The sequence below is a fragment of the Deltaproteobacteria bacterium genome, from assembly GCA_020848905.1.
In the GTDB taxonomy this organism is placed as follows: domain Bacteria; phylum Myxococcota_A; class Polyangia.
The window spans coordinates 373,592-388,627 of the sequence record JADLHG010000031.1 but is presented as its reverse complement, the minus strand read 5'-3'; the positions used below and the strand labels follow the sequence as shown (position 1 = coordinate 388,627).

7 protein-coding genes are annotated in these 15,036 nt (G+C 71.6%); 5 read left to right on the top strand and 2 right to left on the bottom strand.

Annotated elements, in window-relative coordinates; translation table 11 throughout:
* Positions 1–106: 106 nt before the first annotated feature.
* Positions 107–3,253, bottom strand: coding sequence for a PDZ domain-containing protein (locus IT371_13835; protein MCC6748736.1), 3,147 nt, complete (start codon positions 3,251–3,253; stop codon positions 107–109).
* 152 nt (positions 3,254–3,405) lie between these two features.
* Between IT371_13835 and IT371_13830 the strand changes: the two genes are divergently transcribed.
* The 5 genes from IT371_13830 to IT371_13810 all read left to right on the top strand — a co-directional run bounded on the left by IT371_13830 (position 3,406) and on the right by IT371_13810 (position 14,350).
* Positions 3,406–4,593: an RNA polymerase factor sigma-32 gene (locus IT371_13830; GenBank protein ID MCC6748735.1), complete on the top strand. Its 1,188-nt coding sequence runs from the start codon at positions 3,406–3,408 to the stop codon at positions 4,591–4,593.
* On the top strand, positions 4,590–5,504 hold the full coding sequence (rsmI, locus tag IT371_13825) for a 16S rRNA (cytidine(1402)-2'-O)-methyltransferase (GenBank protein ID MCC6748734.1): 915 nt from the start codon (positions 4,590–4,592) through the stop codon (positions 5,502–5,504). Before IT371_13830 ends, rsmI begins: the two co-directional genes overlap by 4 nt.
* 103 nt (positions 5,505–5,607) lie before the next feature.
* Positions 5,608–6,972: an FHA domain-containing protein gene (locus IT371_13820; GenBank protein MCC6748733.1), complete on the top strand. Its 1,365-nt coding sequence runs from the start codon at positions 5,608–5,610 to the stop codon at positions 6,970–6,972.
* A gap of 17 nt (positions 6,973–6,989) precedes the next feature.
* Complete coding sequence (locus IT371_13815) at positions 6,990–8,228, top strand: serine/threonine protein kinase (protein MCC6748732.1); 1,239 nt, start codon at positions 6,990–6,992, stop codon at positions 8,226–8,228.
* Complete coding sequence (locus tag IT371_13810; GenBank protein MCC6748731.1) at positions 8,225–14,350, top strand: tetratricopeptide repeat protein; 6,126 nt, start codon at positions 8,225–8,227, stop codon at positions 14,348–14,350. The genes IT371_13815 and IT371_13810 overlap by 4 nt, the downstream gene beginning before the upstream one ends.
* Here IT371_13810 and IT371_13805 read toward each other — a convergent pair.
* Complete coding sequence (locus IT371_13805) at positions 14,287–15,012, bottom strand: glycosyltransferase family 2 protein (GenBank protein MCC6748730.1); 726 nt, start codon at positions 15,010–15,012, stop codon at positions 14,287–14,289. The genes IT371_13810 and IT371_13805 overlap by 64 nt on opposite strands.
* Between the last annotated feature and the right edge of the window lie 24 nt (positions 15,013–15,036).

Genomic DNA, 15,036 nt, shown 5'->3' with positions numbered 1-15,036 from the left:
GCGCGTTGTCAATGGCCGGAAAACGAATACCCACCACGGGACGCAGGGCGCGAGGCTCCCAGGGGCGGAGGAAGGGGAGCGGCTCGACGCCCGAGGGGCGGAGGCTCTACCGCGCGGCGGCGGCGCCCTCCTTGGCGCCCTTGTCGCGCTTGCGGAAGATGACGACCGTCTCGTTGGCCTGCACGTCCGCGCTCTCGCGCGTGTAGACGCTCACGTAGTTGGCCCCCGGCCAGAGGGGGAGGTCCGTCGCGAAGTCCAGACGGTTTGGCGTCTTCGAGTTCCGCGTGGACTGGTAGTAGACCTTGCGTTCCACCTTCGCGTCCGGATTCCGCACGAAGATGAAGAGGTCGGCCACCTTGGTCTCGTCCACCGCCGAGCCGCTCACCCGAATCGTGGCCGCGCTCGTCAGGTAGGTCGGCACCTGGAGCGTCAGCTTGGGGGGCGTCACCTGCCAGCTCGCCTGGAAACGCGCCGTTCCACCCTCGGACCCGGGGGTCACCTCCTTGCTGGAGACAAAGGCCGGACGCTCGGGCGCCGCCAGGATGCGATACCACCCCTCGTGGCGGCCGAGGACCTTGAACGACCCGCCGCGAAGCGCGTGGCCCACGACCGGAGCGTCCGCCGCGGCCCAGGCGTGGATCGCCACCCGCTTGCCATTCACGCGCACGCCGCCGCTGGCCTTGGCGGGACCGGCCTGAGGCTGCACGACCTGGAAGGAGAGCTTGTCCGAGACCGTCTCCCCGAGGGCGTCGTCGTAGACCTTCAGCTCGAGACCCAGGCTCGAGCCTTGATAGCCGGGGTCCACGTCCAGAGTGAAGGAGGCGGTCTTGGACTCGCCCGGCTCGAGACGCCCGAGGTCGAAGCGCCCCTTCCCCACCGTGGCCGCCGAGGCCCCGAGGTAGCGCAGCGTGGTCATGGTGCGGAAGGCCGGCCCCTTGCCCGTGTTGCGCACCTTCACGAGCAGCCGGAGCTGCTCGCCGCGCTGGATGCGGCCGTCCTCGTTGCCCTGGATGTCGTCGACCATCTGGTAGCCATACGCGAAGGTGGGGCGGTCCACCCCTTTCGTGGAGAGGTGGAAGGTGTTCGGCGGATACGCGGTCCCGGAGCCGTCGGTGAACTTGAGGGTCACGTCGTCCACGCGCGTCGGCAGGTCGCGGATCTTCATCGGCAGCACCCAGGTCCGGCTCGCCCCGGGCTCCACGCGCCCGAAGGCCAGCTCCCGGCCCGCAAAGAGCCGGTTCGTGGACTCGCTGACCGCCTGGAGCCGGTGCGCCGCCACCTTCCCTTCGTTCTTGACCGTCACCTTCAGCTTCATCGCCTGGCAGGCCTTGGCCTTGCCGCCCTTCGGCTCGGTGGTCACGCTCACCGAGAGTTTCGGACGCTCGTCGCCCGGCTTGGGTGAACCGCCCGCCTTTGCGTCGGACTTGCCGTCGGACCAGTCCACTCCGAGCTTCTCCAGGGCATCCGCGACGCGCTTGTCCTCTTCCTGCTCGCGCTTGGCGAAGAAGGCGGTCGAGCCCGCCAGGACCTGGCTGCGTCTCCAGCCGCGCGCCTGCGCGAGGAGGTCCCGCGCCAGCCGGATCTGGAAGTCCTCGACGAACTTGTCCTCGTCGGTGGGCTTGCACCGACGGTCGGGGAAGAGACACAGATTCGCCCCCTCCTTCTCCTGGTCTTCCTCCTCCTCCTCCTCGTCCTTGTGCGGCTGGGCGTCGGTCGCGAGGTACCGCACCGTGCGCAGGGGCTTCTCGTTGCGGCGCACGTTGCGATGGGTGAGGTGCTTCGAAAGATCCTGCTCGCGCGTGAACTGCTCGTTGATGCGCAGCCGCAAGAAGTCGTCCTTGACCACCGCGGGAGCGGTCCCGATATCCGGGGTGATCCCCACCGACTGGATCGAGATGTCGCCGGGAGTGAGGTACTGCGCGATGGTCAGCTTGAGCGCCGAGCCATCGTCGTTGTCGTAGAGCACCTGCACCGACCCCTTGCCGAAGGTCGTTCGCCCGATGATCACCGCGCGGTCGAGGTGTTTCAGCGCTCCGGCCACGATCTCCGAGGCCGAGGCGCTTCCGCTGCTGACGAGGACCGCGATGGGGTAGCGCTCCTCCGTGCCGTCCAGCTTGGCGCGCTTCTCCTCGCGCAGCTTGCCGGCGTGGCTCACGGTCGTGAGCAGCGTCCCCGATTCGATGAACATGTCGGAGATCTTGATCGCCTGGTCGAGGAGGCCCCCGGGGTTGCCCCGCAGGTCGAGGATTAGCCCCTTCATCCCCTTCTTCTTGAGCTTCCGGACGTGGTCACGCAGATCGTCGTACGAGTTGCCCTGGAAGCTCCCCAGACGCACGTAGCCGATCTTCTTCGAGATGATGCGCGAGTTGACGCTGTCCACCTTGATGATCGCGCGGGTGAGGGTCTTGCGGACGGGCTTGGCCCACCCCGCCCGCTGAATCGTCACGTCCACGCGACTGCCGGGGACGCCGCGGAGCTTGCTGACCGCCTGGTTCAGCGTCATGTTCATCGTCGAATCGTCGTTGATCTTCAGGATCTGGTCGCACGACTTGATCCCCGCCGTCTCGGCCGGCGTCCCCTTCATCGGGTTCATCACGGTGAGCACGCCCTGGATCATGGCGATCACGATACCGAGGCCGCCGAACTCCCCCCGCGTCGAGAGCTTCATCTCGTTGTAGAGGTCGGGCTTCAAGAGCACGCTGTGGGGGTCCAGCGTGGAGAGCATGCCGTTGATCGCCGCGTACTCCACGTCGCGGATGTCCGTCGCCGGCAGCAAGTGCGGCTGCATGAAGCGCAGGATGCTCTTCATGCGGCTCGAGAGGGCCCATGGGCTATCGACTCCCGAGACGTCGAAGGTCCGCTCGGTGTCCTGCACCCGGATGGTGAGGGTCTTCTTGTCCGGCGCCTCCTTGATCAGGACCTCGGCCACCTCCTTCTCGATCGCGTCGAGCGCCTCGCGGAGCATCTCGCGCGGCTTCACGCGTTCGGGCTCGACGTAGTGGTCCTTGATGCGCCCGAGGACGACGGTGAAGACCTTCAGCGCGGTGAGGTCGTAGTGACGCGCGACGCGATCCGGCGCGGCGCGCGACTGGGGCTGCGCCGAAACCGTGATCCCTCCCTCGGGGCTCCGCCGGCTGATGGTGAGAAAGAGCGCGGCGACCAGCGAGACGGCCACCACGAGGGGCTTGAGATAACGATCCATCCAGCTCTCCGAGCTCTTGGGCGGTTCGCTGCCGTCCAGCAGAAGACTCATGGGTCCTTCGATTCGGTTACGTTCGCGGAAAAGTATAGGCTGCGAGGGGAGGCACGTCCACGGCGCCCTGCCGGGAGGGAACAGCGTTGCCCGCCGTGGGCCCGGCGCGTTGACAGCTGGTGCCCTTCGCCGCAGGATGCGCGGTGAGCTCCATGGCCCGTAAGTCCGACGATACGAAGACCCGGCGGCCCGGTGCCGGCCGACGGCCGAGCGCGCTCCCCGACGCGCAGTCCGCAGCGCTCGCGCCCGCCGCTGCCGGCGGGGCCGCGGAGCGTGCCGCACCGCACGACCCCGAGGACGAGGCGGAAGACGAGACGGAGGAGACCGAACTGGTCGAGGAGCTCGAGCCCGAAGAAGGGGAACTCGAGGTGGAGGCGCTGTCGGCGCAGGACGAGCTGGCCCTCGTACCGATGGACGCAAGGGGACGTCGCGACCCGCGCGCGCTCGTGCTCTCCCGGCCCAGCCTGGTGCGACGCGACCCGCTCCAGGCCTACATGAACGAGGCGCGACGCTACCCGCTCCTCACGCCCGAGGAGGAGCACGAGCTCGCCGTGCGCTACCACACGACGGGGGACCTCGACGCGGCCCGACGGATGGTGACCGCCAATCTGCGGCTGGTGGTGAAGATCGCGCACGAGTACCGCAAGGCCTATCAGAGCCTGCTCGACCTCGTGCAAGAGGGGAACATCGGGCTCATGCACGCCGTGAAGAAGTTCGACCCGTATCGGGGGGTCAAGCTCACGTCGTACGCGGCCTGGTGGATCCGCGCCTACATCCTCAAGTTCATCCTGAACAACTGGCGGCTGGTGAAGATCGGCACCACGCAGTCGCAACGAAAGCTGTTCTTCAACTTGCGCCGGGAGATGGAGCGCCTGCAGCGGCTCGGCGTGGAGGAGCCCGCGCCGCGGCTTCTCGCCGAGCGCCTGTCAGTCCCCGAGCACGAGGTGCAGAGCATGCAGCGCCGGCTCGCGGGACAGGACGTGTCCCTCGACGCGCCGGCGCGGTCGGACGACCCCGCCGGAGGAAGCCGACTGGATCTCGTCGCCGCCTCGAGCAGCGGGCCGGATCAGCTCGTCGAGGAGGAGGAGTTCACGCAACGCCTCGCGGCGAAGGTGCGGGAGTTCGGCCAGAGCCTCGACGGGCGCGACCGCGAGATCTTCGAGCTCCGCACCGTGGCGGAGGAACCGCTCACGCTGCAGGAGATCGGTGACAAGTACGGCATCACCCGCGAGCGCGCGCGGCAGCTCGAACGGCGGATGATGAACCGGCTGCGGGAGTTCCTGCGAGAGGAGCTCGGCGACGCGGTGCAGGTCGCGCTCGGGCGCGAGGACGACGAGTGACCGACGCCCCGAAGAGCGCGACGGCGACGCAGGGAGAGCTGGTCGTGGTCGCCACGCCGATCGGCAACCTCGAAGACATCACCTACCGCGCCGTGCGCACGCTCGGCGAGGTCTCGCTCATCGCCGCGGAGGACACGCGACGCGCGCGCATCCTCCTCGCGCGCTACGACATCCGGACCCCGACCGTCAGCCTCTTCGCGGGCAACGAGGCCCGGCGTACCGCGGAGCTCCTGCGACGCCTCGTACAGGGCGAGCGCATCGCGCTCATCTCGGACGCCGGCTCCCCGGGAGTCTCCGACCCCGGCCTGGCGCTCGTGGCCCGCTGCCTCGACGAGGGGATCCCGGTGGACTTCCTGCCGGGGCCGAGCGCGGTGGTGGCGGCGCTCGTGCTGTCGGGGCTTCCTGCGGCGCGCTTCACTTTCCTCGGTTTTCTACCGCGCAAGGGCCCCGAGCGGCGGCAGATCCTCGACGGGCTGCGCCATCGACCCGAGACGCTGGTCCTGTTCGAGGCCCCGGGGCGCGTGGCGGCCACGCTCGCCGACCTGGCCCAGGCGCTGGGAGACCGCCCCGCCGCCGTCGCCCGGGAGCTCACCAAGCTGCATCAGGAGGTGCGACGCGGACGCCTGGGCGAGCTCTCCGCGCACTACGCCGCGGAGGCCCCGCGCGGCGAGGTCACGCTGGTCGTGGGCGGGGGCGAGGAGCTCCCCCTGGGACTCGGCGCCGAAGCCCTCGCCGAAGAGGTGGCGCGTCGCATCGGCCGTGGTGAGAGTCCGAAGTCCATCGCCGCGGCCCTCGGAGGGTCCGAAGGGCGGCGGCGGGTTTACCAGCTGGCGCTGGCCGCGGCCGGCGCCAAGACCGACGACAACGGCGACGTCCAACCCGCGCCCGGCAGCGCCTCTCGGGAAAGTTGATTCTTGTCACGCCGCCTCTGGACTCTGATATCATTCCAAGACTGCGTCGGCGCCCGGATCGGCCGTCGCGAGGACGGGACGAAAGCTCGGTAGGACAGTCCACGTGAGCGATCCTTCGAAGAGCAAGGACGCAACGCACGAGGTCCCCACGGTCGGATCGGGGGCCCCGGGCGTGCGCGCGAACCGCCCCCAGGGGGAAACGGGGAAGCTCTGGCCTCCCAAGCCGGGGGCCGAGGGGAGCGCGCCGGTGCGGCAGCCCTTTGCCGCGGGCACCGAGGGGCTCTGTCAGACGATGCCGGAGCTGGGCACCATCCCGTTTCCGCGGGAGCGGGTTCGCGGTCGGCGCGTCGTGCGCCTCGTCTCCGCCACCCCCGGCACCGAGCTCAGCATCGAGCTGCAGGCGGGGGTGAACCGCATCGGCCGGCAGCGCACCGACAACCACATCGTCCTCGTGAGCCCGCAGGTCTCTCGCTTTCACTCGGAGATCGACGTCCACGACGATCTCATCCTGGTCAAGGACCTGGGCAGCGCGAACGGCACCTTCGTGAACGGCGTGCGCGTCACCGAGCAGGTCGTGCACGCCGGGGATCTGATCGGGTTCTCCGATCAATTCACGCTGCGGCTGCTCATCGATATGGCCCTCGAGGAGCCCGACTCGGTCACACTGGCGGCGCAGGCGCCGGCCGAAGATCCGATGCCGCTGGCGCGCCCGATGGCTTCCCCCGGCCTTCTCGGCCGGGACGCGGTCCCCGCCTCGCTCGAGAAACGGCGCTCGCAGCTCGACGCGCTCCCCGTGGCGGAGCCGCCGCCGCCCGCGCCGCCGCCCCGCGCGCCGATGCCGCGCCCCGTGGCGCCGCCGGCCCCGTCGCCACTCGACCTTCTGCCGCAGACCGAGCCCACCCCGCCCACGATGGACGCGGACGAGGGGGACCTGCTGCAAGGGCTGGGAGGCGGTGGAGCCGAAGGGGGCGAGGTCTCGGTGCTGGAACGAGAGCGGCGACAGCTGGCGGTGCTCTACCAGGTGAGCAAGCGCTGCATGACCGCCGAGTCCCTCGCCGAGCTGGACCGGCTGCTCATCAACGTGCTCGAGCGCGTGGTCTCCTTCGACCGCGGCTTCATCACCTACCAGCTACCGAGCGGCGACTGGAAGCTCGTGATGTCGCCGAAGGGGGACCGCTGGGAACGCCGCGTGGTGCGAGACCTGTTGCAGACGGCCCTCAAGTCCAAGGGGACCCTCGTGGTGGCCGACGCGCGCACCGACACGCGGCTCGGACGATCGGAGCACCGGGCCGAGGAGCGCATGCTCTTGCCGCTGCGCTCGCGCGGCACGCCGATGGGCGCCGTGTTCCTCATCTCGACCAAGCCGGGCAGCTTCACCGCCCAGGCAGCAGATTTCCTCTCGCTGTTTGCCGACATCGCGGCCCTAGCCGTGGTCAACTGTGCCCGGCTGGAGGCCGGACGCAGCTAAGAAGAGTACGGACGGAGATGCCCGCCGAGCGGGGAGCGCCCCATCCAGCGAGCTCGCTCGCATTGCCCGGTGAGGTCCCCTCCGAGAGCGCGTTCCCTCGACGCTTCGGTGACTACCTGCTCGTCTGCCCGCTCGCCGAGGGGGGGATGGCCGAGGTCTTCCTCGCGCGCCACCGTCGCGGCGGCGTCCGGTGGCAAGCGATCAAGTGCCTGCGACCCAAGCTCGCCCGGCAGGAACGCTTCCAGCAGATGTTCGACCGGGAGGCTCGGCTGGCCCTCCTGCTGGACCACCCGAACGTGGTGCGGAGCCGCGAGGCCGGTGCGGTCGACGGGCAGTGGTTCATCGCCATGGACTACGTCGCCGGTCAGGACCTGAGCGCGCTGCTGCGCCGCTGCCGCGCCGAGAAGGAGTCGCTCCCGATCGAGCTCGCCGTCCACCTGGCGATGATGATCTCCCGCGGGCTGCACTACGCGCACTCGCTCGTCGGCCCGCAGGGGCGCCCCCTGCACGTGGTGAACCGCGACGTGAGCCCGGCCAACGTGCGCGTCTCGTACGACGGCGAGGTGAAGCTGCTCGACTTCGGCATCGCGCAGGCCGCGCTGGCCCTGACGAGCGAGATCGGCGTCGTCAAGGGGAAGCTGCCGTACATGTCGCCCGAGCAGATCCGGGGGCTCCCTCTCGACCGACGCTCCGACGTCTACTCGACCGGCGTCGTGCTTCACGAGATGCTCACCGGGCGCCGCCTCTTCGCCGAGGAGAGCGAGTTCGAGCTGCGCGAGCGGGTCAGGCAGTCGGACGTAGCCCCCCCCTCGACCCTCAACCCCGAGGTCCCGCAGGCCCTCGACGCCACGGTGATGCGGGCCCTCGAACGCGAACCCTCCGAGCGCTTCGCCGACGCCGCGGCGCTCGAGGCCGTCCTCGCCCCATACACCGTGCCCGACGACGAGGCGCGGGCCTCGCTCGCCACCCTGGTCCAGCGACTCTTCCCCGAGGCATACCGCGCGGAGCCGTCTCGTAGGAGCGAAGCGCCGCTTCCCGAGGCCCCGAGACGAGCGCCGCCGGCCGCCCCCCGGGCCTCCTCGGCCGTCGTCGAGCGCGCACCCGAGCCGCGGCGCGAACCGCCGGCCCCGCCGCTCGCGGACCCGGACCTCCCCTCCCCTCTCGACGAGGGGCCGAGCCTCTGGATCTGGCTCACCTCCGCCGCGCTCCTCCTCACCGGGGCGGGCCTGCTCTACTGGGCGAGCCGCACGTGGTGAGCGATCGCCTCCAGCTCCTCGACGCGCTCCTCGCACCGCTTCGCGCCGAGCTCACCGGTGCACCGAGCCCTGCCTGGGAGACGGCCGTGCGCTGCCGGCTGGCGCGCCTTCGCTGGGACCTCTACGACGACCGCACCGCCGCGGAGGCGCTGCTCTCGCGGACACCACCCACCTGCGGACCGGCGGTCGAGCTGAGACGACAGCTCCTCCTCGACCAGGGGGAGGCGGAGGCCGCGGCGCAGCTCCTCGAGGACCTCGCCGCGCACCCGGAAACGCCAGCCGAGGCGGCCCAGGGAGCGCTCGAGGAGGCCGCGATCATCTACCTCTTCTGGCTCGGTCGCCCCGTGCCGGCCGCCGCCGCCGCCAAGCGCGCGCGCACCTTCGCGAGCGGCGAGGCCCGCGCCGACGAGCTCCTCGATCTGGCGCTGGCCGTGAGCGCCGACGTCGAGACCCTCGCCGAGCGCGCGCTCCTCGAGGGCGCGTCGCCATCGACGATGCTCGCCGCCGCGACGGGGGTCTGGGACCGACTCGGCCGCGCCGAGGTCGCCATCGATCTCCTGCGCAAGGTGCTCGAGACGGACCCGGACGACCTGCTCGTGATCGAGCTGCTCCTCGAGCTCGCCGGCGCGCGGCCCCAAAAGGTCGATCGCGCGCCGCTGCTGAAGCGCAAGCTCGACCTGCTGGGCCTCCATTCCTCGTCGAGCCCGGAGGTGGCGGCCCTCCGCTTCGAGGTCGGACGGCAGCTGACCGCCGCCCGCCGGCTCCCGGAGGCGGCCGAGCTCCTCTCCCTCGTCGAGCCGGAAGGGAACCTGACCGTCGAGCTGGGTCCGAGCTGGGCGGACATCCTGCTCTGGTGGGCCAAGCGAGACCTCGCCGCGCAGCAGGGAGACCTCGGCGCGCTGATCACGATCTACGGCGAGCTGAGCCGCCTCGCGGGCGCCCCCGCGATGGCCCGCGCCTACCGCCTCCGCCTGGCGCTGCTGCTCGACGCGAGCCGCGGCGATCACCACGGAGCGCTCGCCCTGGCCGAGCAGTCCCTGCACGAACAGTCGTCCGACCCCCACGCGGCGGCGCTCGTCGAAAGGTTCCGCCTGCAGGGGATCAAGCCCGAGGAGTTGCTCCCGCTCTACAGCCGCCAGCAGCCGCTCCCCGGACGGCACCGCGGCCGGCTGCTGCGGCAGGCGGCGGTGCTCGTCGAGGCGCACCACCACGACATCTCGACCGCCACGGCCCTGCGGCGCGACGGCCTGGCGCTGCTTTCGGACCCGCACGCCCTCGGCGACCTCGAGCGCTACTACCGCGCGCAGGGCTTGCCCGCTCGCCTCTTCGACTGCTACCGCCAGGAGCTGGCGACGGCCCGCGACCCGGAGCTGGTAGCGCAGCTCTGTGGGGCGATGGCGGCCCTCCGTTTCGCCGCCGGCGACCTCGAGGAGACGGAGCGCCTGACGCGCGAGGCGCTGACCGCCGTCCCCGACGACCCGCTGGCCCTGCCGCTGCTCGGGCTCCTCCTCAAGGACCAGCGTCGCAGTGACGAGCTCGAAACGGTGCTGCGCGCGCAGGCCCAGGGTCCCGGCGCCCCGGCCAACCGCGCCGCAGCGCTGCGGGCTCTCGCGGCGCTGGCGAGCGAGCCCGTGGTGGCGCGCCATCACCTCGAACAGGCCTACGAGCTCCACCCGACCGACCTGTCGGTGCTCCGAGAGCTGGCCCAGCTCCACGAGACGGGGGGCGCCTTCACCGAGGCCGTCAGCGTCTGGCGTCGGCTCGCCGAGGCCGCCGGCGACCCCCGGGAGGCCGCTGGAGCCTACCTCGAGCAGGCGCGCGTGCTGAAGGAGCGCCTCGGCCAGCCCTATCCCGCGGTCCAGGCCTGTCGCCGGGCGGCCGAGCTCGACCCCGCGTCGGTGCCGGCCCTCTCGGCGCTGCAGCGTCTCTACCTCGAGCAGGAGAACTGGGCGGACCTGGAGGAGATTCTAGAACGCCTGCTCGTTATCGAGGAGCGCCCCGATGCCCGCCTCGGGCTCCTCCTCTCCCTCGGAGAGGTCTACGAGCGAGCCGACCGCGAGCCCGACCGTGCCCTGCGAACCTACGCGCAGGCGGCCCGCTCCGACCCGACGCACCCGGGCGCCCTGGCGCGCCTCGAACGCTTGGCCCGCAGCCACGAGGCCTGGGCCTTGCTGGTGAACGCCCTCGAGAGCCTTCCGCCCGCGGTCCCCACGCTCGAGCTCCTGGCCGAGGCGCTGGCGGAGCTCCGGCGGCTCCCCGACCTGGCGGAGGTTCGCGCGCAGCTCCTCGCGCTGGCCCAGACCGGACCGCAACGGGCCGACAGGCACGCCGAGCTCGCCGACGTGCTCGAGCAGCTCGGGGACCCCGACGCGCTCCTCCACTACCAGCGTGCTGTGACCGAGTTTGCGCAGCATCTCCCCGCCCTCCACGGCCTCCAGCGCCTCTATCAGCGACTGGGGGACTATCCGGGCCTGCGCACGGTGGTCGAGCTGGAGCTCGGCATCGTCACCGAACGCAACCGCCGCGCCGAGCTCTTGCTGCTGCTCGGGCGCTGCCTCTCGGAGGAGGGGGACCTCAAGGCCGCCATGAGCTACCTGGAGCAGGCCCTCGCGCTCCGGCCCGACGGCGGGATCGTGCTCCAGGAGCTCTCGCGCCTCTATCGCGACACCTTCCCTCGAGAGCTCGCGCAGGTCATGCGGCAGCGCGCCGAGGGGGCCCGCGACGAGGCGGCGCGCGCCTCGTACGCCCTGCGCACGGCCGAGCTGCTGGCCGAGGCGGGCGACTTCCCCGCCGCGTGGGAAGCCTACTTCGAGGCCTTCCGCACCGACCCGGCGAACCGGCAGGTCTTCACGCTCGTCGAGGGGTTCTGCCTGCAGCGCCACCTGTGGACCGAGCTGCTCATGCTCTACGACCTGGCGATCGGCTGGGTCGAGGAGGGGGGCGACGCGTACCGCCCGGGAGACCTCTACACGCGGCGCGGGCAGGTGCTCCTCACGCACCTGAACCAGCCGGGAGAGGCGGCGTCGAGCTACCTCAGGGCGCTCGAGCACGACCCGAAGAGCGCCGCGGTGCTCAAGGCCCTGCAGGGCATCTATGCCCAGCAGCAGGACTGGCGCGGACTGATCGAGGTCTACGAGCGGCGAGCCGGGCTGATGCCCGACAACGAGCTCTTCCAGCTCGAGTGCTACCGCGAGGCGGCTCGCATCGCCAGCGCCCGCCTTCCGGAGCGGGACAGCGACACCGTCGATCTCTGGGAGGAGGTGCTGCGCCGCGAACCGACCGACGACGAGGCGCAGGAACAGCTCGAGCGAGCCTACCGCGCCCTCGGCAAGCAGGACCGGCTGGTGGACCTGCTCCAGACGCGGCTGACGCTTGCGCCGCCCACGCCGGCGACCCTCGCCAAACGGCTCGAGCTGGCGTCGTACTGCGAGACCGAGCTCGAGGACCCGGGTCGTGCCGCGCAGCTCTACGAGAGCGCCCGGGAGATCGACCCACGCTCCGAGCCCGCGCTGCGCGCGCTGGCGCGCATCTACGAGGCCACGAGCCAGTGGGAGAGCTGCGCCGCGGTCCTGCGCGACCTGATCCAGGTCGAACGCAGCGCAAACGACCGCTCGCTGCTCTACTTCAAGTGTGGCTCGATCTTCGAGGCCCGCTTCGGCAACGAGGAAGAGGCGATCACGCTCTATCGCGCGTCGCTGCACGAATCTCCCGGCTGCATTCCGGCGCTGCAGGGGCTGCGGGACCTCCACCAGCGCCGCGGCGACTGGGAAGAGGTGCTCCAGACGCTGGAGCTCGAACGAAAGCTCTGGGACGGCCCGCGCGAGCAGGCCGGGGTGCTGACCCGCATGGCCGAGATTCGCCTGCGGCAGCTCCGGGACCCGGAGGGCGCGGCCGCGCTCTACGACCGCGCGCTCGCCGCCCAGCCCGACTACGAGCCGGCGCTCCTCGCGCTCTTCAACCTCTCGGTGGAGCGGGACGACCACGAACGCGCGCTCCGTCTCGCCTCCCGCCTCGCCTCGCGCATGGGGGCCGACGGGGACGCTCCGCGACGCAGCCAGTTCTTCGCCCGCAAGGGACAGCTGCTCGCACGGACCCAGCCCGCGGAGGCGGCCCAGTGCCTGGTCCAGGCCCTCGAGCTGAACCCGGGGAACAACGAGGCGCTGGCCGTGCTCGTCGATCTGTGTCGGTCTACGCCCGACGGCTACGACTTCGCCGCGGCCATCTCGCGCCTGCTCGAGCAACTGAAGGCCGACGGAAATCGGCGTGGCCTCTCGCTCCTCCTCGTCGCCGAAGGGCTGCTCGCGCAGCGGCGCGGCGAGGCCGAGCGCGCGGTCGAGCTTTACCAGCAAGCCCGTCAGGCCGGCCCCGACGAGCTCCTTCCGGCCCAGACCCTCGCCGAGCTCCACCTGGCGCTGCAGCAGCCCCACGAGGCGGTGGCGGTGCTCGAGGACCTCGCGACCCACGCGCCGACCGAACTCCGCGTCCGCGCGCTCACGCTCCTCGGCGACGCCTGGTCGGTCCAGCTGGACGACGCGCAGCGGGCGGCCGAGGCCTACTCCCGCGCCCTCGACCTGGCCCCGGACGACGTGCCGGCGGCCTTCGGACTCGCACAAGCCTCGTACGTGGCGCAGGACTTCGCCGGCGCGCGCGCGACGATGGAGGCGCTGGTGCAACGCGCCAGCTCGCTCGACACCTTGAAGCCCTCCGTGCGCGCTTCGCTCGAGCACTACCTCGGCGTGACGCTCCTCCGCACCGGAGCGCGCTCCGAGGCTCTCGTGGCCTTCCGTCGCGCTTTGCAGCAGGACCCGCTGTGCGTCGAGGCAGCCCTCTCCTTCGCCGCGCAGCTCGTGGAGAAAAACGACGGTCAGGGGGCCGAGGAGCTGCTGTCGCACACCCTGCACGAGCTCAACGAGGCCGGGCGACGCGCCGACGCCGTCGGGCTCCGCCGGGGACTCGGTCGCGTACAGCGCGCGCGGGGGCGTCTGCGCGCCTCACAGGCCGAATACGCGGCGCTCGTCGACAGCAGCGACGGCGACCTCGCCGATCGGATCGTGCTGGCGGAGCTGCAGGCCGCAGACCAGCGCGACCTCGGCGGCGCGATCCAGCAGCTCCATCGCCTCGTGGTCGACGACGGGGTGCAGCTCGCCGTCCTCCCCTCGCTGGCCGAGGTGTATCGCCTGCGCGGGGACGAGGAGCGCGCGGGGCGGGTGCTCCGGGTCTGGCAGGCGTGCGGCGGACTCGAGCGCGAGGACGACCCGACCCTGCAGGGAGCGACGGGGGACGTGGACCATTGGCCCACCCGCTGCCTCGACGCACCGCTCTGGCGACTCCTCGCGCCGCCGCTCCCCGACGCCCGGGTCGAACAGCTCTGGGAGGTGGTCTGCGAACCGCTCGAGCGCCTCTTCCCGCTCGAGCTCGCGGACGACGGCTTCGCCGCCGACGAGGTGGGGGACGAGACCTTCTCCGCCACGATCCAGCGCGCGCTCTGGGTCCTCGGCTTCGACGCGCTGGTCGAGGTGGCGCCCGACGTCCCCGGCGGCGTCCTCGCCGACCCGCGCGGCCGTCCGCGCATCGTCCTCGACCAGGTGTTCCTCACCGAGGCGGCGCTCGAGCTCGCGTTCGTGGTGGCCCGCAGCGCTCAGCTCCTCATGTCGGGCCACGCGCTGGTCGCGCGGCTCGCCGCCGAGGATCGGCGCCAGCTCGCCGAGCTTCTCGCCCAGCTCCTGCGACCGCCCGCCGAGCGGAGCGCGGAGACGGACCCCTTCCTGGACCAGCTTCCGCCGACGGCCGTGGCGCAGATCGACGAGATCGCGGCGGCCTACCAGCGCGACCTCCGCGGCGGGTCCCCGCGCGAGCAGCCCGCCCGGTGGCTCGGGCACGTCGAGCGCACGGCCAACCACGCGGGGCTCGTCGCCTGCGGTGACATCGCCGCCGCGCTGCGCATGATGGCCCTCCTCTCCGACGAGGAGCTGGCCTCCGGACCGCTCTCGGGGCTCGCCACGTCGCTCACCCCCGACGGGAGCGAGCTGATTCAGTACTACCTTTCTGAAACGTACGATCAGCTTCGGCGGCGGCTCGGCGGGAGCGAGCCCCACTCCGCCACCTTGGCCGAGAGGACGTAGCCCAGGATCCGGCGTCCCGCGCCGAGCGAGCCCTTCACCGTCCCGCTCACCTTGGACCGGCCCCCCCGGCGCACGCGGCAGCGGACGGGGACCTCCTCGCAGCGCAGCCCCCGCTGGGCCGCCTTGACCTGCATCTCGATGGTCCAGCCGTAGTCCGGGTCGCGCATCTCGAGTCCGCGCAGCGACTCGGCGGAAATCGCGCGAAAGGGCCCGAGGTCCGTGAAGCGCACCCCCCAGAAGGCGCGCACGAGGGTGCAGGTGAGCGCGTTGCCAAAGCGCTGCAAGGGGGTGAGGGCGCCGCGCTCCGCCCCGCCGAGGACCCTCGAACCCACCACGAGCTCCGCTCCGCGCTCGAGGCGGCGCAGGAGCGCCGGGAGCTCGGTCGGGTCGTCGCTGCCGTCCCCGTCCATGAAGGCCAGCCACTCGGCCCCCTCGGCAGCGGCGATCCCCGCCAGACAGGCCCGCCCGTAGCCCCGCCGGGGCTCGGAGACGACGAGCGCGCCCGCGCGGCGAGCTACGTCCGCCGTCCCATCCGTCGAACCGTTGTCGACCACGATCAGCCGGTCGACGACGGTCCGCTCCACCGCGGCGAGGAGCGGCCCGAGCGCCTCCTCCTCGTCGAGAGCGGGAACGATGAGAGCGACCGTGCGGCCGGCGTACATGCGACGTGAGGGACTCCGCGGGGC